Below are 19,445 nucleotides of genomic sequence, written 5' to 3' on the forward strand. Positions count from 1 at the left end.
GTCACAGGTTCCTCTGCCCGCGCGCCACGGCGCGGGCGATCATGGCGGAGACTTGGGATTGTGAGCGCTGGAAACCCTGCGCATCAGGTGTGGAGATGTTCACCGTCACGTTCACGCCGCCGCCACCGCGCACGCCCAGCTTGCCGTCGGTGCCCCTGGCCAGCGGCATGATCGCCTCCGGCCCTGCCTCACCCATCAGCCCGGTGCCGCCGCGCATCGCGAACAGCGTTGGCGAATTGACGATGCCGCCCTCGGCGAAGGGGATCACCTGCCCGCCTGAAAAGGCATTGCCGGCTGCGTTCTTCATCAGCCCGCCGGTGAGGCCGCCAAGCAAGGCGCCCAGCGGCTTCAGCGCCGCCGACAGCGCCATGCGCGCCAGCGACATCGCGAGCCCCTTCAGCACGTCGGAAAGGCTCTTTCCTTGCGTGGCGGCGCTGGCGAAGGCCGTCACCATGCGGGTGCCGACGCTCTCCGCCAGCCTGTCGATATCCTGCAGCTGGCCCTTCAACGTGTCGGCCTGGCCGCTCATCTGGTCGAGTGTATCGTTCATGTTTCATCCGGAAATTGTTCAAGCAGTTGCTCGAGCACACCGCGCGGCAGCGCAGCGCCCTTGGACGTCGGAAATGCCGCCGCGATCTCGCGCGGCGTTGCTGCCCAGAACTCGCGTGGCGAAAGGCGCAGCGTGCCCAGCCCCATCGCCATCATCTGGTCCCAGGGGAATTTCATGGCGGGCCCGCAAAGGTGGCGCGCAGCAGCCGCACGACGATTGTCAGGAAGCCCTGCGCCCCACCGTCTGCCGTCATCCCCGCCACCTCGTCGTCGCCGATCGCGTTGCCGCCGCCCCGCAACCCCGCGCCGATCACGCGGATTGCATCCGTGGCCCCGATCTTCCCCGCCTCGAAGCGCTGGGCGATGGCGATCAGGTCTTCCCCACCATAGGCATGCTCGAGTTCGGCCAGCGCGCCGAGCGTCAGGCACAGCACATATGTGCGGCCCGAAAGCTCGGCCGCGATCTCGCCCCTGTGTGCGTTCGCCATCTCACGCCCCCTCGAAGCTGATCTCGCCGGCGGACTCGAGGCTCACGTCAAATGTCACCTCGCCGTCATGCCGCCCCGAGAATTCGAGGCTGGCGATCTGGAACGGCCCCGTCAGCGTGCCGAAGTCCGGCACCACCACCTGCCAGGCGCGGATCGTGCCGGCGAAGAACAGGCCCCTGATCGCCGCATCGGATGCCGCATCCTTGAAGATGCCGGAGCCCCTGATCGACGCCGACTTGATCCCCGCACCGCCCAGCAGCTCGCGCCACTGATTGGCGGATTCCTGGTGCGTCACGTCCACCGTCCCGGCATTGAAGCTGATCGCATTGCTGCGAAGCCCCGCAACGGAGGCAAAGCTCCCCGATCCCGCTGCATCGAGTTTCAGCAGCAGGTCGCGCCCCTTCTGTGCACCCATCTTGTTCTCCTAGAGAGGTTCTGTGGCGGCGCGGAAGCGAAGGCTCGCGCCGTAGGTCTGTCCGGTCTTCATCACGCTCCAGAACACCAGCCGCACGCTCACCAGCCGGTGGCCCGGAACGGCCAGGGCCGCGCCATCGAGCACCGCCTCCACCGCCGCTGAAATCTCCTGCGCCGGCTTGCGGCTGCGGCTGTTGGAGCGCACCACGATCGACACCACGTGCTCGAAGCCCACCTCGCTCATGGTGCTCCAGTCGCGCGTGTCGAGGCTGGTGAACTCCACGTAAGTCGGTGGTGCCCCGCGCGGCACCTCGTCGAAGACGTAGGCGCCGCCCAGCAGTTTCTTCAGCGTCGGATCGGCGATCAGCGCCGTGCGCATCGCCTCCTGCAGGGCAAGCCCCGCGCTGCTCACAGCCGCACCAGGCGATAGGGGTCGAGCAGTGCCGGCAGGCTGATGGGCAAGCCGCCGCCTGCCTCATCGCCGCGCTGCGCATGGAAATGCGCCACCAGCAGCTCGATGGCCTGGCGCAGCGGCTGCGGCACGTCGGCGGCGAGCGGGCCGAAGCCCGCCGCCACGCGGATGCCGATGCCGTTGATCGCGCGCCCGGGCCGCGGCCACAGGCGCGAGCCGCGCAGCATCACGCGTGGTGGCCGCGATGCGGCATCCACCATGAAATGCGCCGGGTCGATCACCGCCTTCGCGTCGTCCTCGCCGAACACGCCGATCTCCTCCACCGACAGGAGTGGCGCCACGGGCAGTTCGATCACACCGTCTTCCGGCCAGCCGTCGCGCAGGCACAACCATTCCTGCGCGATGAGGCAAAGGCCGGTACGCGCCTCGACGACGCGCCTGGCGGCGGTGATGAGCGAGGCGATCAGCTGGTCGTCGTCAGTGTGAACAACGCGCAGCTGCGCCTTGGCCTCGGCGAGCGAGACGGGCTCGCTCGCCGGGGCCTCAACCAATATGGCCGCCATTTACGTGAGACCGAACTTCATGAGCTTGATCGCCTCGAAGTTCTGGATGCCGCCGCCCACGCGCTTCGTCGTGTAGAACAGCACATAGGGCTTGGCGGAATAGGGATCGCGCAGCACGCGAACACCCACCCGGTCGACGATCAAGTAGCCGCTGGCGAAATCGCCGAAGCCCAGCGCGAAGGAGTCGGTCGCCACATCCGGCATCGGCTCGCATTCGGTGACGGGGAAGTTCATCAGCGTCGCCTTGCCGTCGGGCCGGGCGGCCGGCTCCCACAAATAATTGCCGTTCACGTCGCGGAACTTGCGGATCAGCCCTTGCGTGCGGCGGTTCATCACCCAGCTGGCATTCTGGCGATAGCCGATCTTCAGCGTATAGATCAGGTCGATCAGCCGGTCCGACGGGTTGGTCGCCGCAAAGCCTCCCGCCACACCGGTGGCGAGATAGCCGACGTTGCCCCAGCTCCAGCTGGCATCCGCCACCTTGGTGTAGCTGAGGAAGCCCTTGGGCTTGTTGACGCCGTCACCGGTCACGAAGGCGATGCCCTCCTGCTCGGCGAACACCAGCTGCACCTCTTCCGCCAGCCACTGGTCGATGTTGACCACCGCGTCATCGAGCAGCGTCTGCGTGGCCGACGGCATGGCATAGAGCTCCATCGCCGGGAACTGCAACTCGGCCAGCGTGATCGAACCCGTCTCGGGCCGCGCCTGCGTCTCGCCTACCCAGCCGTTCGCCAGGCCGTTGGTCGAGAATGGCTTCTTGTAGAGCGCCGCCGAGATCTGGCGGATCGAGCCGATGGAGCGCAGCGGCGAGATGGCATAGAGCCTGCGCCCGATCTCGGCTTCGACTTCCGGCGGCACGAGGAAGCCGCCATCGGGGCCGGAGCCTACCGACATGGCCTTGGCCTCGAGCGCCGAAAGCCCCTGCGACTCGCCCTTCCGCACATAGGTGTCGAAAGCCGCCTTGTGCTCGCGCGCCGCGGGCTGCGCCTCCGTCGTCTCGCCAGACAGCTGCGGCCGACGCGACTTCAGCGTCAGCTCGTCGAGCCTGGCCTTGGCCTCGTCCACCGCGCGGTTGATGCGGTCCACCTTCTCGGCGGTCACCACATCGGCCGACATGCGCTTCTCGATCTGATCGAGGCGCTCGTCATTCGCGTCCTTGAAGGCCTCGAAGGCCTGCATCATGTCGCCAAAGGCGACCTTGGTCTCAAGTCCCGTCTCCATTCACTTAACCCTTTCTGTTTGCAACACACTTGACGCCGGTCACCCGCGCTCCCGCGAGCATCGGGAAGGTCACCAGCGAAATTTCCCAAAGGTCGATTTCGGTCAGAAGCCGCGTGGCCGAAGCCCGGTCGCGCCTGGCCTTCACCGTGCGGAAGCCGATGGACAAGCCATCCAGCCCCTTGCTCTCGAGCAGCGAGAACAGCTCGCGCCCGCGCTGCACATTGCGATCGAGCCTGCCCGTCACGTGCAGGCCCTTCGGCGTCTCATGCATGTCGATCCAGGTGCCCACGGGTTCGGCTGCATCATGCTGGAACAGCATGCGCACGTCCGATGCACGGCGCTTCTTCAGCGAGGCCGCGAAGGCACCGGGCATCACCACGTCGCCCGACTGGTCCCGCTCGCCGAACAGGCTCGCATAGCCCACGAACACGCCAGAGCCGGAGCAGGCGCAGAGCGGCTGCCCCAGCCGGCTCATCTCCCGGCGGGTCTGCATAGATGTTGTCACTCCAATTTCACATATTTGCCGGGATGACGGATCAGGAGGTGGCCATCGCCCCATACCCAACCGCCGCGCGCTTCTCGTCGTCGGTCAAAAACTCAGCCTTGCCCACCCGCGCCCACAGCGCCTCGCGGTCAGCGCTCAGCGCCTCCACCTGGTCAAGGTCATGCGCCAATCTCAAATTCCCCGCACACAGGAAGCCCGTCATTGCTTCGCCCACGCGGCTCGCCATGGGCAGCACGGTCTGCCGCCAGAAGCTGCGGTTGGCCTCCATGAAATTGGCAAACGTGTTGTCGCCGGGAATGCCGAGCAGCATCGGTGGAACACCAAACGCCAAGGCAATCTCGCGCGCCGCGCCATCCTTGGCCGCGCTGTATTCCATGTCCTTCGGAGAATATCCCATCTCCTTCCAGTCGAGCCCGCCTTCGAGAACCATCGGCCGCCCGGCATTGGCCGCGCCCTGGTAGCTCTCCTCCAGCTCCTTCTTCAGTCGCTCGAACTGTTCCGTGGTCAAATGCCCATCCGCCGCCGCATAGACCAGCGCGCCCGAAGGCCGCGCCGAATTGTCCAGCATCGCCTTGTTCCAGCCGCTCGCCGCATTATGCGTGTCGATGGCGCGCTGCGCGGCTTCGAGCGGCGACATGCCGTAATGGTCGTTCAGCGGGTTGAACAGCCTGAGCTGCAGCACATTATCACGCGGCAGCCGCACCGATTGTCCGTTGACGGAATAATCATAGCCCTCCGCCCAGCCATTGGTGGAAGCCACCGCCTTCACCCGGTCGGGCCGCAGCGCATGAAGCTCTCGCGGTGCACCGTCGATCTCCACCTTCTCCACATAGGCATTCCCCGCCACCAGCAGGAAGCCATAGAGCTGCTCGCCGAACTCGCGGCCCGGCTGGCCGGGGTTGGGCTTCTTCAAAAGCTCCAGCAGCGGATGCGCGTCGATCTCGCGGTCGCCATCATAGAGCAACCACGGCAGCGAGGCCGCTGCCTCCGCAATCATCCGCACGGCGCGATAGCCGATGGCATTGGATGCAAACCCCTCCTGCGCGAGTGCCGCATAATTTCGCGGCGTCCACTGCGGCCGCCCCGCCTGATGCAGCGCGATCAAAGGCGCCGTGGCGGATCGCTTGGTTTCGGTGGAGAAGAAGCGCTTTACTCTGTCGAACATACAAACATCCCTCTGAAGTTCCGTCACCCCAGCAAAAGCTGGGGCCCAGCTTCGGGCATCGGCCACGCGGAAAGCTGGGTCCCAGCTTTCGCTGGGATGACGGCACGAACTAAACCACCCGCACCCGCGGCTCCGCCCTGCGGCGCAGCATCAGGTCACTCACTGCCCAGACCAGCGCATCCAGCCGGTCCGGGCTCTTCATCCCCTCGCCCAGCGCGCTGCACATCTCATCTTCGAGTTCGGGGAAGGCTCCCACGTGCCGCACCCGGCCCTGCTCGTACAGAGCAGCCACCGGTTCGGCGCGTGCATGTTTCCCGCGCGTCGCATGCACGGCACGGAAGGACAATGTGCCGTCCACCTCGCGCATCACGGCTTCCACCATCGCACCACCCTGGTTCACCTCCGCCACCACGCGGCTCGCGGCCCTCGCGTGGTAGAGAGCCACCGCGCGCTCGGCCCACTGGATGGGCTTGGCGCGTTCCAGCGAATGATCGTCCAGAACATAGGCAACGCCATCGATGCCGAGGCCCACACACACGATGCCGCAGGCATTGGCCTTCCTGCCGTGGCTCGCCGGCGGGTCCACCGCCACAACCACGCGCTTCAGCTCAGGCGCCGCCTTCACGCGCCCGCCCTCGAGTGTTGCGCGGCGGAACAGCGCATCCGGGTCGTCATCGATCAGCTCTCCGTTCAGTTCCTGTCGGCCAAGCCGCGTGCCGCCGTAACGCTCGGTCACGTCGGCGATGAAGCTCTTGGCCAGGTTCGTTGCATTGTCGAAGGTCGCCGTGCGCGTCACCGCCGTGGCGGGGTCGGCCAGCAACCGCTTCAGCAGCGGCACGGGCCGCGGCGTCGTGGTGATCACCGCGCGTGGGCTTTCGCCTAGGCGCAGTGCGAAGGCCAGCATGTCCCACACCTGTTCGCCGAGCCGCCACTTGGCCAGCTCGTCGCACCAGGCCGCATCGAACTGCGGACCGCGCAGGCTCTCCGGCTCGTCCGCCGAGAACACCTGCGCCACGGCACCATTGGGCCATGTGATCAGCCGCTTCGACGGCTCATAGAGAGGCCGCTCTTCCTCCATGTGGATGGAGAGCAGCCCGGACTTTCCCTCGATCATCACGCTGCGCGCCTGATCAAGCGTCGGTCCGACGATGGCGATGCGCCGTGCCTGCGCCACGCCATGCGTCCAATCTCCCAGCGCCTGCGCCTTCACCCATTCGGCCCCGGCGCGGGTCTTGCCCGCACCGCGCCCGCCGAGGATCAGCCAGCTGCGCCAGTCCGGTTCATCAGGTGGAAGCTGCTTGCCCAGCCGCCCCCACATCCGCCAGTCGCGGTTCAGGGCTTCCGTCTCGCGCTGGTTCAGCCTGCGCTGCATCCACGCGCGCTCGCTCGGCGATAATTTCTCGCTGCAGTCCCATAAGCTTCTCCGCAAGCGCTTCACGCTCAGCGTCATCGAAGCGCTTGTGGTGCTTGCGCTTGGCAATGCGCCGGGCGCGTTCCTTGCGTTCGAGTTCAAGAACCTTCTCCAGTGTCCTGACCAGTGTGTTCATTGCCCTGATGTCACGCTCGCTGGTGGCGGCACTCGCCTCCGCCGAGAGCGTTCCGATCTGGGCCTCGAATTCAGTGAGCCGCTGCTGCAGCAGCGCCTTGAAGCGCGCCAGCGTGGCCCGCGTGCCCTGGGGCTTTGTCGCTCTGGACTGCACATAGCCTCTGAGCGTCCAGCCCTCGGCCCGCGCCCTCACGACAAGGGCCTGCCTCGTAATTCCGGCATCGCGCGCGATGGTCGCCAGCGCCTCGATGCCATTCTCGTATCTTTCCCGCACCCGTGCCCAAACGGCAGCGGGCGCCGGTTGTTCACCGTCGCCGCTCATGTCCTCACCCATTTGTGGAGTATGCGCCTTTATACCCCAACGAGCGCGCGCTGTCAAGGACTAAATGCATTCATGAGGAATTTTCTTTGTCCTTGAAGTCCGAAGCCACCGGGCTATTCCTCAGTGATGGACATCCGCCAGCTACAGTATCTCGCAGCGCTCGCGCGTGAAAAGCACTTCACCCGCGCAGCACAGGCCTGCAACGTCACCCAGCCCACGCTGTCGGGCCGTATCCGCCAGTTGGAGCAGGAACTGGGCGTACCCATCGTCGAGCGCGGCCAGCGCTATATCGGGCTCACGCCCGAGGGCGAGCGCGTGCTGAAGTGGGCGCATCTCATCCTCGACAACTGGCAGGGCCTCACCCAGGAGCTCGGCACCATCCGCTCCAAGAAGGGCGAGCTCGTTGGTCGCCTCGTCCTCGGCGTCATTCCCTCGGCGCTTCCCAAGGTCTCGCTCCTCACCCGCGCCATGGAGCGCGAGCATCCGCGCGTCGAGTTCACCGTGCTCTCGCAGTCCTCGGAGGAAATCCTGAGGAACCTGCACGAACACGCCATCGACGTCGGCATCACCTACCTCGACAACGAGCCGGTCGAGGGCCTCATGCAGCACGCGCTCTACGAGGAGCACTACAGCCTCTTCGTCGGCGAATCTTCTCCGTACACGGACAAGCAGTCGGTCACCTGGACCGAGGCCGCGCAGGAGCCGCTCTGCCTGCTCACCCCCAACATGCAAAACCGCCGCATCATCGACCGCGCCTTCGCAGTGGCCAATGTCCACCCTTCGCCCCGGCTCGAGACCAACTCGATCATGAACCTGCTGGCTTCGGTGAAGTCGATGGGCCTGTCCTCCATCATGCCGGATTATTTCATCCACGTGCTGGGCAAGCTCGAAGGGGTGCGGGCGATCCCGCTGGTCAACCCCAAGGTCGAGCACAAGGTCGGCCTCGTCGGCCTGCCGCGGGAGCCGCTCTCGCCGCTGGTGTCCGCCCTCTTCGCCGCCGCCCGCAGCCTCAAGGCTTGATCCGGGTCAAGGACGGACCAGGCCGCCTCGGCCAGTTTGCTCCCAACAGGAGCAAAGTCCATGAAGATGTCCCCCGATGGAAGCCACGCACATTGCGCAACCCATAATTGCTATGTTCCCCTGAACCAGACAGAAGGCCACTGCCGCGACGACCATCGCTGCAATGACGACGTCTGCCCGCTGGAAAAGGAACTGGGCCGCCCCCGCTTCGGCCGCGCGCTGGACATGATGGCGGCGGGAATTACACAAGCTGTGGGGAAAATCGCTGGTTGAGTAATTGTAAAGCAATCCAAAGAACCGTCACCCCAGCGAAAGCTGGGGTGACGGCATTTTGGGGGATCGTGATAACCCCTGCCTATGACCCCATAGCGTCCGTCAATTGGAATTTACACTCCAGTTGAGCCATAGGGGTTGCATGTCCAAGAAAACCACCCTTCTCGATCTTTCCCCGCGCGAGGCGACGGCCGCCCGGGAGATCGCCCTCCGCTACGGCAACCGCCCCGATGCGCTGCTGGAAATTCTCCATGACCTCCAGGAGCACGAGGGCTTCATCTCCGAGGCCGCGCTTCCCGCGCTGGCCAAGGCGCTGAACCTGTCGCGCGCCGAGGTTCACGGCGTTGTCACTTTCTACCACGACTATCGCCGTGAGCCCGCCGGCCGCCACGTCATCAAGGTGTGCCGCGCCGAGGCCTGCCAGGCGATGGGTGCCAATGAGCTCGTCGCCATGATCGAGCGCTTCCTCAAGGTGAAGCTGGGCCAGACCACCGCCGATGGCGCGATCACGCTCGAGGCCGCCTATTGCCTCGGCAATTGCGCGCTGTCGCCTGCCGTGATGGTCGACGACAAGCTCGTCGGCCGCGTTGACGCAAGGAAGTTCGAAACGATCGTCGCGGAGTGCCGCTCATGAGCAAGGTCTTCGTTCCCCGCGACTCGGCTGCCCGCTCGGTCGGCGCTGACGAAGTGGCCGCAGCACTCGCCGCCGCCGGTCATGAAGTGATCCGCAATGGCTCGCGCGGCCTCCTCTTCCTCGAACCCCTCGTCGAGGTCGAGACCAAGGACGGCCGCATCGCTTATGGCCCCGTCACCATGGAGGACGTGGCCTCGCTGCCGATCGCCACCGCGGGCGCCCACAAGCTGCGCCTCGGCAACATCGAGGATCACCCCTATCTGAAGAATCAGGAGCGCCTCACCTTCGCGCGCGCCGGCATCACCGATCCGGTGTCCGTCGCGGATTATGTGAAGCACGGCGGCTTCGATGGCCTGAAGAAGGCCTTGGGCCTTGCAGGCGCGGCCATCGTGGCTGAAGTCACCGAGTCGGGCCTGCGCGGCCGCGGCGGTGCGGGCTTCCCTACCGGCATCAAGTGGAAGACCGTGCATGACGCACAGGCCGACCAGAAATATATCTGCTGCAATGCCGACGAAGGCGACTCCGGCACATTCGCTGACCGCATGGTCATGGAGGGCGACCCCCTCATGCTCATCGAGGGCATGACGATCGCCGCCATCGCCGTGGGCGCCACCAGGGGCTACGTCTATATCCGCTCGGAATACCCCGATGCCATCGCCACCATGAAGGAGGCGATCGCCAATGCTGTCGCCGCCAAGTGGCTCGGCCCCAATATTCAGGGTACGGACAAAACCTTCCACCTCGAGGTGCGCCGCGGTGCTGGTGCTTACATCTGTGGCGAAGAGACCGCCATGCTCGAGTCGCTCGAAGGAAAGCGCGGCACGGTGCGCCCCAAGCCGCCGATCCCGGCACTCGAGGGCCTGTTCGGCAAGCCCACCGTCATCAACAACGTGCTGAGCTTCGCCGCCGTCCCCTTCATCCTTGCGAAGGGCGGCACGGCTTACAAGAATTACGGTATGGGCCGCTCGCGCGGCACCCTGCCCTTCCAGCTCGCCGGCAACATCAGGCAGGGCGGCCTGGTCGAGAAGGCCTTCGGCGTCACACTGCGTGAACTGGTCGAAACCTTCGGCGGCGGCACCTTCACGGGCAAGCCCATCCGCGCCATCCAGGTCGGCGGCCCGCTCGGCGCCTATGTTCCGGCGTCTCAGATGGACCTTGCCATGGATTATGAAACCTTCGCCGCCGCCCAGGCCATGGTCGGCCACGGCGGCATCGTGGTCTTCGATGAGACGGTCGACATGGCAGCCCAGGCCCGCTTCGCCATGGAATTCTGCGCCATTGAATCCTGCGGCAAGTGCACGCCCTGCCGCATCGGCTCCACCCGCGGCGTCGAGGTGATCGACAGAATAGTCGCCGGCGAGGAGCGTGACGCCAACCTCGAACTGCTCTCCGACCTCTGCCAGACCATGACGGATGGTTCGCTCTGCGCCATGGGCGGCCTGACCCCCATGCCGGTCATGAGCGCCATCAAGCATTTCCCCGAAGATTTTGACAAGCCCGCTGCGCTTGCCGCCGAATAAGGAGCCACGACAGATGACTCTCATCAAGGAAACCGACTACGGCACGCCCGAAGTCACCTCGACGAAGATGGTGACGCTCGAGATCGACGGCCAGCAGATCACGGTGCCGGAAGGCACCTCGATCATGCGCGCCGCGATGGAGCTTGGCACCAAGATCCCGAAGCTCTGCGCCACCGACATGCTGGACGCCTTCGGCTCCTGCCGCCTCTGCCTCGTCGAGATCGAGGGCCGCAAGGGCACGCCCGCCTCCTGCACCACGCCCGTCGCCCCCGGCATCAAGGTGAAGACCCAGACGCCGCGGCTGGCCAACCTGCGCAAGGGCGTGATGGAGCTCTACATCTCCGACCACCCGCTTGACTGCCTGACCTGTGCGGCGAACGGCGACTGCGAATTGCAGGACATGGCCGGTGCCGTCGGCCTGCGCGACGTACGCTATGGCTATGAGGGTGACAACCACATCGCGAAGAAGCGTGCCGATGGCTCGCAGAACATCCGCTATCAGCCCAAGGACGACTCGAACCCCTATTTCACCTTCGACCCGGCGAAGTGCATCGTCTGCTCGCGCTGCGTGCGGGCCTGCGAAGAGGTGCAGGGCACCTTCGCGCTGACCATCGACGGCCGCGGTTTCGACAGCCACGTCTCGGCGGGCATGGACGAGGCCTTCCTCGATTCCGAATGCGTCTCCTGCGGCGCCTGCGTGCAGGCCTGCCCGACGGCCACGCTCTCCGAGAAGTCGGTGATCGAGATGGGCCAGCCGGAACACTCTGTCGTCACCACCTGCGCCTATTGCGGCGTGGGCTGCTCCTTCAAGGCCGAGATGAAGGGCGACGAAGTCGTCCGCATGGTGCCCTACAAAGATGGCGGGGCCAACGAGGGCCACTCCTGCGTGAAGGGCCGCTTCGCCTGGGGCTACACCACCCACAAGGATCGCATCACCACCCCGATGATCCGTGACAAGATCACCGATCCGTGGCGCGTCGTATCGTGGGACGAGGCCATCGGCTACACCGCCCAGCGCTTCAAGGCGATCCAGGAAAAATATGGCCGCACCTCGATCGGCGGCATCACCTCGTCGCGCTGCACCAACGAGGAAGTCTTCGTGGTGCAGAAGATGATCCGCGCCGGTTTCAAGAACAACAATGTCGATACCTGTGCCCGCGTCTGCCATTCGCCGACGGGTTACGGCCTGTCGCGCACCTTTGGCACCTCGGCCGGCACGCAGGACTTCAAGTCGGTCGACGAGACCGACGTGCTCCTCCTGATCGGCGCCAACCCGACGGATGCCCACCCGGTGTTCGGTTCGCGCATGAAGCGGCGTATCCGCAACGGCGCCAAGCTCATCGTCGCCGATCCGCGCCGGATCGACCTGGTCGAGTCCGCCCACGTCAAGGCCTCGCATCACCTGCAGCTCCGCCCCGGCACCAACGTGGCGGTGATCAACGCGCTGGCCCACGTCATCCTGACCGAGGGTCTCGAGAAGCGCGATTACATCACCGAGCGCTGCGACCCAGTGGAATTCGCACGCTGGGAAGCCTTCATCCGCGAGGATCGCAATTCTCCGGAAGCGCTGGAGCCGATCACCGGCGTTCCCGCATCGGAACTCCGCGCCGCGGCCCGCCTCTTCGCCACCGGCGGCAATGGCGCCATCTACTACGGCCTCGGCGTCACCGAGCACAGCCAGGGTTCCACCATGGTCATGGGCATGGCGAACCTCGCCATGCTGACGGGCAACGTGGGCCGCAACGGTGTGGGTGTGAATCCGCTCCGTGGACAGAACAATGTGCAGGGCTCCTGCGACATGGGTTCTTTCCCGCATGAATTCCCGGGCTATCGCCACGTCGGTGACGACACGGTGCGCCAGATGTTCGAGACCGTGTGGCAGACCTCGCTCGACAATGAGCCGGGCCTGCGCATCCCCAACATGTTCGATGCCGCCGTCGAAGGCACCTACAAGGGCATCTTCGTGCAGGGTGAGGACATCGCCCAGTCGGATCCCAACACCAAGCACGTGAACCACGCGCTCGAATCGATGGAATGCGTCGTGGTGCAGGACCTGTTCCTGAACGAGACCGCCGCCTTCGCGCACGTGTTCCTGCCCGGCACCTCCTTCCTCGAGAAGGACGGCACCTTCACCAACGCCGAGCGGCGCATCAACCGCGTGCGCATGGTCAAGGCGCCGCTGCAGGGCAAGCAGGAGTGGCAGGTGGTGGCCGAGCTCGCCACCGCCATGGGCTACCCGATGCATTACAATGATGCTTCTGAGATCATGGACGAGATCGCGCAGCTGACGCCGACCTTCGCCGGTGTCTCCTTCGCCAAGCTCGACACGCTGGGCTCCGTCCAGTGGCCGTGCAATGACAAGGCGCCGGAAGGCACACCGCTGATGCATGTCGGCGGCTTCGTGCGGGGCAAGGGACGCTTCGTCGTCACCGAGTTCGTGCCGACCACCGAGCGCACCAACCGCTCCTTCCCGCTGATCCTCACCACGGGCCGTATCCTGTCGCAGTACAATGTCGGCGCCCAGACGCGGCGCACCGACAACGTGACGTGGCACACGGAGGACGTGCTCGACATCCACCCGCATGACGCCGAAGTGCGCGGCATCAAGGATGGCACCATGGTGTCGATCTCGAGCCGCATCGGCGCCACCACGCTGAAGGCCAGGATTTCCGAGCGCATGCCGCAGGGCGTGGTCTACACCACCTTCCACCACCCGGTGTCGGGCGCCAACGTGATCACCACCGAGAATTCGGACTGGGCCACCAACTGCCCCGAATACAAGGTGACGGCCGTTCAGGTGAACCTCTCCAACCAGCCATCCGAGTGGCAGAAGGAGTGGGAAGAGCGTGAAGAAGAGAACAAGCGCGTCGCCCCGATGGTTGCCGCCGAATGAGCGACCGCCGTGCCATGAAGGCTCATCGCCCCCCGGTTCATCCGGGGGACGTGGAGGCTTTGCGCACGTCCGTCCCCGCCCATGGCATCCTCCACACGCTGGCGGGTGACGAGGAAATTGTCTGGCAGGTGCCGGAGGAAGTGCCGCTCGCCGTGCAGTTCAATTCGCAGAACTACGCCGTGATGATGGGCACACCGTCAGACTTCGAGGATTTCGCTGTGGGCTTTGCCATCGCCGAAGGCATCATCGCCAGGGCCTCTGATGTCTTGGCGGTGCTGGTGCTCCCCACCGAGCAAGGCTACGCGATCGACCTCTCCGTGCCGGAAGACAGGATCAACCGTGACCGCATGGCCAAGCGCAGTCTCGAAGGCCGCACCGGCTGCGGCCTCTGCGGCATCGAGGACATGAAGGATGCGATCCGCATGCCTTCCTCCAAGCTTCCGTCCGTGGAGCTTGCGCCCCAGGCCGTGGCCCGCGCCTATGAGCAGCTGCCCGCCCACCAGCCCATGAGCCGCGTGAACCGCACGGTGCATGCGGCCGCCTGGTGCTCCGTGGACGGAGAAATTCTCCTGAGCCGCGAGGATGTGGGCCGCCACAATGCGCTGGACAAGCTGATCGGCGCTCTGGCCCGCGAGGGGGCAGACCTCTCGAACGGCTTCGTGCTGATGTCCAGCCGCTGCAGCTTCGAGCTCGTCCAGAAATGCGCCATCGCCGGCATCGGCGCGCTCGCCACCGTTTCCGCCCCCACCGCCTTGGCGCTTTCGCTGGCGCGGCGGGCGCACCTCAAACTGGCCGCACTCGCAAGCCGCGGCGTCATGCTTTTCGACAGGGACTAATCATGCAGCACCAGGACATGCTCCGGATGGCGAACCAGATCGCCTCCTTCTTCAACGGCTCCGGCCCCGAGGCCGCGGTGAACGATGCCGCCGAGCACATCAGCAAGTTCTGGGACCCGCGCATGCGCACCATGCTGCTCGCCCACGTCGAAACGGGCGGCGAAGGCCTAGACCCGACGATCATCAAGGCCGCGAGCCACGTCAAGAAGCCGAAGGTGGCTGCAACGTAAGGGCGCTCAGTCCTTCCCCTCCCCATCATGCCCGGGCTTGAATCCGGGCATCTTTTTTGGCAGCCGCGGGAAAAGGATTGCCGGGTCAAGCCCGGCGATGATGAGGGGCGTGCCAGTGGCGAAGGCCCTACTTCACCACCCGCCGCTTCGCCTTCGGTAGCCGCCACAGGTGGTCCTCAAGCTCCTCCACCGTGATCCCCTCTTCCGAATAGACCTCGCCCGCAATCGAGATGCCGGCTTCCGTCACCGTGTCCTGCGTGCCCGAGACCAGCGGGTGCCACCACGGCAGCTTGCCGCCTTCATCCAACAGCCGGTAGGCGCAGGTGGCGGGAAGCCATCCCAGTGACCCCACGTTCTCCGGCGTCAGCTGCACGCAGTCCGGCACCTTGGCCTGGCGGTTGGGGTAATCGGTGCAGCGGCAGGTGCCGAGATCGAGCAGCTTGCACGCGGCCCGCGTGTAGAGAAACTTGCCGGTGTCCTCGTCCTCCAGCTTGTTCAGGCAGCAGCGGCCGCAGCCGTCGCACAGCGATTCCCACTCGGTTCGGCTCATTTCGGCGAGAGACTTGGTTTTCCAGAAGGGTGTGCTGTCGGCCATCCGGCCTTTGGAGTGGAACCCAAACCGAAAGTCAACCTTATGCTGGCAAGTTCAGTGCCTTGTTGGTAGCTTTCTTCCCGGTCCGGTTGGGGCGGCGCGTTTTCGTCACAATCGCACCCTAACTGGCGGCAAGCCTCGAGGTCGGTCTGAAGCGTGTCGAAACTTCCATCGCGTGAATCCCTGTCCGGCAGACTCTGGCGGGCTGACAGTATCGTCAGCACCGCCGTGTTCGAGGCGTGGGATTTCCTCAAGCGCGCGCACTCGGCCTACCGAAGCTTCCTGGAGCGGTTCCGGATCCGCGGCCTGAAGCGCGTCTTCATCGACCTGCTCGACGACGGCGTCACCTTCGGGGTGATCTTGTGCTTCCTGCTGCTCGCCTATGCGCTGCCGCCCTTCTCCGGCACGGGCGACGTGTGGAACCGCGGCCGCGAATATGCCGTGACCTTCACCACGGCAGATGGCGAAATCATCGGCCGGCGCGGCATCCGCCAGGATGATGCGATCCCGCTGTCCGACATTCCGCCGCAGATGATCAAGGCGGTGCTCGCCACCGAGGACGCGCGCTTCTTCGATCATTTCGGCGTCGACGTGATCGGCACCTTCCGCGCCATCATCCAGAATGCCCGGGCCAACAACGTGGTGCAGGGCGGTTCTTCCCTCACCCAGCAGGTGGCGAAGAACCTGTTCCTCTCGCCGGAGCGCACGATCCGCCGCAAGGTGCACGAGGCCTTCCTCTCGTTGTGGCTCGAGGCGCGGCTGTCCAAGCAGGAAATCCTCAAACTCTATCTTGACCGTTCCTACCTCGGCGGCGGCAACTACGGCATCGAGGCCGCCTCGCAGTTCTATTTCGGCAAGTCGGTGCGCGACATCACGCTGCCCGAGGCCGCCATGCTGGCAGGCCTGTTCAAGGCGCCCACCAAATACGCACCCCACCAGAACCTCGAACTGGCGCGCACCCGCGCCAACACCGTGCTCTACCGCATGCTCGATGCGGGCTTCATCACGCAGGGCGAGTTGCTGCAGGCGAGGCGTGAACCGGCAACGCCCATCCAGCAGAAGATTTCCGACAGCCCCAACTGGTTCCTCGACCAAGCCTACCGCGACACCATGTCGATCATCGACAGCAAGGGGCTGACCGGCGACTTCGTGCTGGAAGTGAAGACCACCATCCACCTGGCGCTCCAGACAGCTGCGCAGAGCATCATCAACGAGGAAGTGGCGGCCAACCACGACAAGTATCACATCACCCAGGGCGCTGCCGTGGTGATGGCAACTGATGGCGCGGTGCGCGCCATCGTGGGCGGCGTCGATTATGAAGCGAGCCAGTTCAGCCGCGCCACCGATGCGCTGCGGCAGTCGGGCTCGTCCTTCAAACCCTTCGTCTACATGGCGGCCCTCCTCAAGGGCTACAAGCCGAGCGACACCGTGGTCGACGGGCCCGTGGCGGTTGGCAATTGGGCGCCACGCAACTACACGAACAAATATGCCGGCCGCACCACACTGCTGAACGCCATCGCGCACTCCTACAATTCGGTGCCGGTGAAGCTGATGCTCGATATCGGCCGACCCTCCATCATCGAGACGGCGCACCTCGCGGGCATCAAGGGCGCGCTCGAAACCTGGGCGCCCATGGTGCTGGGCACCAGCGCGCTGTCGCTCCTCGACTTGACGACGGGCTACATCTCCTTCGCCTCGGGCGGTCTCGCGACGCAGCCCTATACCGTGCTGGAAATCCGCCGCTCCAACGGCGACGTGCTGTATGAGCGCATCAAGGATCCGGGCGTCGGGCCCAAGCGCGTCTTCCCGGAGGAGACGGTGGCCGAACTCAACACCATGCTGAACGCCGTGGTGCGCCAGGGCACCGGCAAGCGCGCCGACCTCGCCTTCGAGCCCGTCGGCGGCAAGACCGGCACCAACCAGGGCTATCGTGACGCCTGGTTCATCGGCTACACCGGCAACAACGTGGCGGGCGTCTGGCTTGGCAACGACGACTTCACGCCTATGAAGGAAGTGACGGGTGGCCTTCTGCCCGCGCCGATCTGGAAGCGCATCATGATGGAGGCCGAACGCGGCCTCACGCCGGTGGGCTTCGCGGGCGTGCCCTATGACGAATCCTATGCGGTTGCCGCTGCCCAGTTGCCGCAGCCAATCGCTCCTGAAACGGTCACCGATGAAACAGACCAGGCGCGCGGTGCCGACACCGACAGCCAGCAGGCCGCTGCCGGCACGGGCGACGTGAACGGCGTGCTGAACGGCATGTTCGACCTGTTCGAATCCACGCCTCCTGCTGCTGCGGCCGCCGCAGCAGCAGCCGCGGCAGCTGCCGCCAAGCCCTCAGCGCCCAGGCGGGAGGCCCTCGTGCTGCCCAAGGCCAACGTCGACCAGCAGGCTTCGCCGCGCAAGAAGAAGAGCTTCATCCAGGACCTCTTCGGTGGAAGCGATAACCCCATCCAGGGCGACGAGACCAAGAAGAAAAAGAAGAAGAAGAAAAAGACACTCTTCGACAGTATCTTCTGAGCCATGCGGCGATTCATCTGGGCCACAGTCTATGTCACGGTCGGCGTTGCCGCCGGTTGCATCAGTGCCTTCGCGCTGATCCAGCAGGCAGGCGTCAAGTCCGTGGCTGCAGACGATCCATGGCAGACCCGCTCGGCCGCCCTGGCGGGGCCCAATGCCTTTTACGTGCGCTCGCACTACCTGCTCGAGGGGCGCCTGCCGCCTGCGCCCAGCCAGCTGGGCGAGGCCACCGCCGAGACCGACAGTGACGGTCGCCCGCTGACCGGCAGCTGCACCTATGTTCTCGCCTCAACGGGGCCGCTGCCGCGCTGGTGGAGCCTTGGCATCATCGAAACCGCCGATGCCAAGGCAGCCCTCCAGACCACGGCCGACAGCGACACCGCAGTGCACGAGGCAGATGGCAGCGTGAAGATTTCAGCGGCCACTGCGCCCCAAGCAGGAAACTGGCTGAAGGCGCCGGACAAGCGCCGCTTCACGCTCATCTATTCCGCCCTGTCGTCCTCGGCGCGTGCGCTGGAACCGCCGTTCAGCATCACGCGCGGGGCCTGCTCATGAGACGGCACCTGTTCTGGCTTCTCGTGGCGATTGTTGCCGGCGTCGTGGCGCATTCTGCCTTCGCGCTCTTCGTGCCCGGCTGGTGGTTCTCGCGCGAGGTGCGGCAGCTTGCCCGCGATCACGGCCGGAACAGCTTTTTCATCCTGTCGCCGGATGAGCAGGCAATGCTGCTGCCCGGCCTGCCGCGCTTCGGTGTCACCGGCGTCTGCGTCTTCGATGTGAGCGAGGGCAACGTGACATTCGCCGCCGATTTGCCGGACGGCTTCTGGATCACCACCATCTACACTGACAAGGCGGACGCCATCTATTCGGTGAACAACCGCCAATCCGGCGCCAACAATTTCACCGTCAACCTGTCGCGCGCGCCGGGCCTCATCGAGCAGTTGCTGAAGTCCACCGAGAAGGAAGCGATCGACGAGATCGATTCAGGCTGGACCGTCACGTCGCCGGAACCCAGGGGTCTTGCTGTTGTGTGGTATCCCACGCCAGAGATCGGCCTCAGGAGCATTGCCGCGGAACAGGTCGGGCGCTCACGCTGTACTGCGGGGCCGGCGGGGGAAGGCTGACAGCGCGCGCTGTTACCAGAAATCGATGTCCATCCGGGCGTTGGACACATAGCCGCTGCGCGCAGGCGGCAGGCGCTCGGCCAGGTCGTACATGCGCTCGATGCGCACGCCGGTGAAGATCAGCAACTCAGCCTTTGCGCCATTGGTTTCTCCACTCGACGGGCGAACCCGGTCCAGGGGGAATTCGATGACGGCGCTTGTCCGAGGGGCTTGCATGGCACTGCCTTGAGGTTGCGGATCACTCCATGAGCCCAAACTTGCGCATCATGGTTAACAAGCCCTTAAGGTGTGGCGCTGAGTCCCGCCATGCCCTTTCGATCCTCGACTTCGACGATCCACAGGTCAGGATCGAATCGCATGCGCCGCTCCAGCAGCGCCATGGCGTCAGCAGGAGTCTGGGGTGGTGCAATCTCGGCAACCCAGCGGCGATCACCCATCTCGTCATGGGCCTCGCCCGGTGCCGGCCCGAAGAGATGGCACGTGCCATCGAGATGATTGACGATGACGTGCACGGCACCTGCCTCTTCAGCACCCTTTTTCACCACGGCACCGAAGATCCCCTCCACCATGCAGCGGCGGAGAAAGGCAGAGACCCAGATCGCGGATTTGAGGCGCAAGGCC

At 65.2% G+C, this 19,445-nt stretch carries 23 protein-coding genes and 1 pseudogene; 10 read left to right on the top strand and 14 right to left on the bottom strand.

Annotated elements, in window-relative coordinates:
• Position 1: 1 nt before the first annotated feature.
• The 11 genes and pseudogenes from WCJ41_RS06535 to WCJ41_RS06585 form a co-directional block, all read right to left on the bottom strand.
• Entirely contained in the window at positions 2-550 is a 549-nt protein-coding gene (locus tag WCJ41_RS06535; protein ID WP_336905035.1) for a phage tail tape measure protein, read from the bottom strand.
• Positions 547-726, bottom strand: a complete 180-nt coding sequence (locus WCJ41_RS06540) for a phage tail assembly chaperone (protein WP_336905036.1) — start codon at positions 724-726, stop codon at positions 547-549. The genes WCJ41_RS06535 and WCJ41_RS06540 overlap by 4 nt, the downstream gene beginning before the upstream one ends.
• Positions 723-1,037, bottom strand: coding sequence for a gene transfer agent family protein (locus tag WCJ41_RS06545; protein ID WP_336905037.1), 315 nt, complete (start codon positions 1,035-1,037; stop codon positions 723-725). The genes WCJ41_RS06540 and WCJ41_RS06545 overlap by 4 nt, the downstream gene beginning before the upstream one ends.
• A 1-nt stretch (position 1,038) precedes the next feature.
• On the bottom strand, positions 1,039-1,452 hold the full coding sequence (locus WCJ41_RS06550; RefSeq protein WP_336905038.1) for a phage major tail protein, TP901-1 family: 414 nt from the start codon (positions 1,450-1,452) through the stop codon (positions 1,039-1,041).
• A 9-nt stretch (positions 1,453-1,461) separates the two neighbouring features.
• Positions 1,462-1,863 (bottom strand): DUF3168 domain-containing protein, encoded by a 402-nt coding sequence (locus tag WCJ41_RS06555; RefSeq protein ID WP_336905039.1) that lies wholly within the window; start codon positions 1,861-1,863, stop codon positions 1,462-1,464.
• Entirely contained in the window at positions 1,860-2,426 is a 567-nt protein-coding gene (locus WCJ41_RS06560) for a head-tail connector protein (RefSeq protein WP_336905040.1), read from the bottom strand. Before WCJ41_RS06560 ends, WCJ41_RS06555 begins: the two co-directional genes overlap by 4 nt.
• On the bottom strand, positions 2,427-3,647 hold the full coding sequence (locus tag WCJ41_RS06565) for a phage major capsid protein (RefSeq protein ID WP_336905041.1): 1,221 nt from the start codon (positions 3,645-3,647) through the stop codon (positions 2,427-2,429). It abuts the gene before it with no gap.
• A gap of 28 nt (positions 3,648-3,675) precedes the next feature.
• Positions 3,676-4,140: pseudogene (locus WCJ41_RS06570) on the bottom strand (HK97 family phage prohead protease); the annotation flags it as partial.
• 43 nt (positions 4,141-4,183) lie between these two features.
• Positions 4,184-5,317 (bottom strand): phage portal protein, encoded by a 1,134-nt coding sequence (locus WCJ41_RS06575; RefSeq protein WP_336905042.1) that lies wholly within the window; start codon positions 5,315-5,317, stop codon positions 4,184-4,186.
• A 109-nt stretch (positions 5,318-5,426) separates the two neighbouring features.
• Positions 5,427-6,689, bottom strand: coding sequence for a terminase family protein (locus tag WCJ41_RS06580; RefSeq protein ID WP_336905043.1), 1,263 nt, complete (start codon positions 6,687-6,689; stop codon positions 5,427-5,429).
• Positions 6,601-7,185 (bottom strand): hypothetical protein, encoded by a 585-nt coding sequence (locus WCJ41_RS06585; protein WP_336905044.1) that lies wholly within the window; start codon positions 7,183-7,185, stop codon positions 6,601-6,603. The genes WCJ41_RS06580 and WCJ41_RS06585 overlap by 89 nt, the downstream gene beginning before the upstream one ends.
• 126 nt (positions 7,186-7,311) lie before the next feature.
• Here WCJ41_RS06585 and WCJ41_RS06590 point away from each other — a divergent pair, with 126 nt between their 5' ends.
• The 7 genes from WCJ41_RS06590 (at position 7,312) to WCJ41_RS06620 (ending at position 14,591) form a co-directional block, all read left to right on the top strand.
• Positions 7,312-8,205 (top strand): LysR family transcriptional regulator, encoded by an 894-nt coding sequence (locus tag WCJ41_RS06590; RefSeq protein WP_336905072.1) that lies wholly within the window; start codon positions 7,312-7,314, stop codon positions 8,203-8,205.
• Positions 8,206-8,265: 60 nt separating this feature from the next.
• Positions 8,266-8,478, top strand: a complete 213-nt coding sequence (locus WCJ41_RS06595) for a hypothetical protein (protein ID WP_336905045.1) — start codon at positions 8,266-8,268, stop codon at positions 8,476-8,478.
• Positions 8,479-8,620: 142 nt separating this feature from the next.
• On the top strand, positions 8,621-9,112 hold the full coding sequence (locus WCJ41_RS06600) for a formate dehydrogenase subunit gamma (RefSeq protein ID WP_336905046.1): 492 nt from the start codon (positions 8,621-8,623) through the stop codon (positions 9,110-9,112).
• Positions 9,109-10,632, top strand: a complete 1,524-nt coding sequence (locus WCJ41_RS06605; RefSeq protein WP_336905047.1) for an NADH-quinone oxidoreductase subunit NuoF — start codon at positions 9,109-9,111, stop codon at positions 10,630-10,632. Before WCJ41_RS06600 ends, WCJ41_RS06605 begins: the two co-directional genes overlap by 4 nt.
• Before the next feature lie 13 nt (positions 10,633-10,645).
• On the top strand, positions 10,646-13,525 hold the full coding sequence (gene fdhF / locus WCJ41_RS06610; protein ID WP_336905048.1) for a formate dehydrogenase subunit alpha: 2,880 nt from the start codon (positions 10,646-10,648) through the stop codon (positions 13,523-13,525).
• Complete coding sequence (fdhD, locus tag WCJ41_RS06615; protein ID WP_336905049.1) at positions 13,522-14,361, top strand: formate dehydrogenase accessory sulfurtransferase FdhD; 840 nt, start codon at positions 13,522-13,524, stop codon at positions 14,359-14,361. The genes fdhF and fdhD overlap by 4 nt, the downstream gene beginning before the upstream one ends.
• A gap of 2 nt (positions 14,362-14,363) precedes the next feature.
• The gene (locus WCJ41_RS06620) at positions 14,364-14,591 is read left to right on the top strand and encodes a formate dehydrogenase subunit delta (RefSeq protein ID WP_336905050.1); all 228 of its coding nucleotides are present in this window, start codon (positions 14,364-14,366) and stop codon (positions 14,589-14,591) included.
• Between the two features lie 127 nt (positions 14,592-14,718).
• Here WCJ41_RS06620 and WCJ41_RS06625 read toward each other — a convergent pair whose 3' ends face one another.
• Positions 14,719-15,186: a YcgN family cysteine cluster protein gene (locus WCJ41_RS06625; RefSeq protein WP_336905051.1), complete on the bottom strand. Its 468-nt coding sequence runs from the start codon at positions 15,184-15,186 to the stop codon at positions 14,719-14,721.
• A 153-nt stretch (positions 15,187-15,339) separates the two neighbouring features.
• Between WCJ41_RS06625 and WCJ41_RS06630 the strand changes: the two genes are divergently transcribed.
• Genes WCJ41_RS06630 through WCJ41_RS06640 form a run of 3 tightly spaced genes read left to right on the top strand, consistent with a single transcriptional unit; the run spans position 15,340 to position 18,824 of the window.
• Positions 15,340-17,703, top strand: coding sequence for a PBP1A family penicillin-binding protein (locus WCJ41_RS06630; RefSeq protein ID WP_336905052.1), 2,364 nt, complete (start codon positions 15,340-15,342; stop codon positions 17,701-17,703).
• Positions 17,704-17,706: 3 nt separating this feature from the next.
• Positions 17,707-18,258, top strand: a complete 552-nt coding sequence (locus WCJ41_RS06635) for a DUF1214 domain-containing protein (RefSeq protein WP_336905053.1) — start codon at positions 17,707-17,709, stop codon at positions 18,256-18,258.
• Entirely contained in the window at positions 18,255-18,824 is a 570-nt protein-coding gene (locus WCJ41_RS06640) for a hypothetical protein (RefSeq protein WP_336905054.1), read from the top strand. The genes WCJ41_RS06635 and WCJ41_RS06640 overlap by 4 nt, the downstream gene beginning before the upstream one ends.
• A gap of 12 nt (positions 18,825-18,836) precedes the next feature.
• On the opposite strand, the gene WCJ41_RS06645 is transcribed toward WCJ41_RS06640, so the two are convergent.
• Together WCJ41_RS06645 and WCJ41_RS06650 are read right to left on the bottom strand one after the other, a co-directional pair.
• The gene (locus WCJ41_RS06645; RefSeq protein WP_336905055.1) at positions 18,837-19,040 is read right to left on the bottom strand and encodes a hypothetical protein; all 204 of its coding nucleotides are present in this window, start codon (positions 19,038-19,040) and stop codon (positions 18,837-18,839) included.
• Positions 19,041-19,105: 65 nt separating this feature from the next.
• Positions 19,106-19,441, bottom strand: coding sequence for a DUF1491 family protein (locus WCJ41_RS06650; RefSeq protein ID WP_336905056.1), 336 nt, complete (start codon positions 19,439-19,441; stop codon positions 19,106-19,108).
• Between the last annotated feature and the right edge of the window lie 4 nt (positions 19,442-19,445).

It is taken from the genome of Aestuariivirga sp. (assembly GCF_037139295.1).
Lineage (GTDB): Bacteria > Pseudomonadota > Alphaproteobacteria > Rhizobiales > Aestuariivirgaceae > Aestuariivirga.

Coding starts and splice junctions, on each gene's coding strand:
- WCJ41_RS06535 (WP_336905035.1), bottom strand. CDS start 550: ATGAACGATACACTCGACCAGATGAGCGGCCAGGCCGACACGTTGAAG.
- WCJ41_RS06540 (WP_336905036.1), bottom strand. CDS start 726: ATGAAATTCCCCTGGGACCAGATGATGGCGATGGGGCTGGGCACGCTG.
- WCJ41_RS06545 (WP_336905037.1), bottom strand. CDS start 1,037: ATGGCGAACGCACACAGGGGCGAGATCGCGGCCGAGCTTTCGGGCCGC.
- WCJ41_RS06550 (WP_336905038.1), bottom strand. CDS start 1,452: ATGGGTGCACAGAAGGGGCGCGACCTGCTGCTGAAACTCGATGCAGCG.
- WCJ41_RS06560 (WP_336905040.1), bottom strand. CDS start 2,426: ATGGCGGCCATATTGGTTGAGGCCCCGGCGAGCGAGCCCGTCTCGCTC.
- WCJ41_RS06565 (WP_336905041.1), bottom strand. CDS start 3,647: ATGGAGACGGGACTTGAGACCAAGGTCGCCTTTGGCGACATGATGCAG.
- WCJ41_RS06575 (WP_336905042.1), bottom strand. CDS start 5,317: ATGTTCGACAGAGTAAAGCGCTTCTTCTCCACCGAAACCAAGCGATCC.
- WCJ41_RS06580 (WP_336905043.1), bottom strand. CDS start 6,689: ATGCAGCGCAGGCTGAACCAGCGCGAGACGGAAGCCCTGAACCGCGAC.
- WCJ41_RS06585 (WP_336905044.1), bottom strand. CDS start 7,185: ATGAGCGGCGACGGTGAACAACCGGCGCCCGCTGCCGTTTGGGCACGG.
- WCJ41_RS06590 (WP_336905072.1), top strand. CDS start 7,312: ATGGACATCCGCCAGCTACAGTATCTCGCAGCGCTCGCGCGTGAAAAG.
- WCJ41_RS06595 (WP_336905045.1), top strand. CDS start 8,266: ATGAAGATGTCCCCCGATGGAAGCCACGCACATTGCGCAACCCATAAT.
- WCJ41_RS06600 (WP_336905046.1), top strand. CDS start 8,621: ATGTCCAAGAAAACCACCCTTCTCGATCTTTCCCCGCGCGAGGCGACG.
- WCJ41_RS06605 (WP_336905047.1), top strand. CDS start 9,109: ATGAGCAAGGTCTTCGTTCCCCGCGACTCGGCTGCCCGCTCGGTCGGC.
- fdhF (WP_336905048.1), top strand. CDS start 10,646: ATGACTCTCATCAAGGAAACCGACTACGGCACGCCCGAAGTCACCTCG.
- fdhD (WP_336905049.1), top strand. CDS start 13,522: ATGAGCGACCGCCGTGCCATGAAGGCTCATCGCCCCCCGGTTCATCCG.
- WCJ41_RS06620 (WP_336905050.1), top strand. CDS start 14,364: ATGCAGCACCAGGACATGCTCCGGATGGCGAACCAGATCGCCTCCTTC.
- WCJ41_RS06625 (WP_336905051.1), bottom strand. CDS start 15,186: ATGGCCGACAGCACACCCTTCTGGAAAACCAAGTCTCTCGCCGAAATG.
- WCJ41_RS06635 (WP_336905053.1), top strand. CDS start 17,707: ATGCGGCGATTCATCTGGGCCACAGTCTATGTCACGGTCGGCGTTGCC.
- WCJ41_RS06640 (WP_336905054.1), top strand. CDS start 18,255: ATGAGACGGCACCTGTTCTGGCTTCTCGTGGCGATTGTTGCCGGCGTC.
- WCJ41_RS06645 (WP_336905055.1), bottom strand. CDS start 19,040: ATGCAAGCCCCTCGGACAAGCGCCGTCATCGAATTCCCCCTGGACCGG.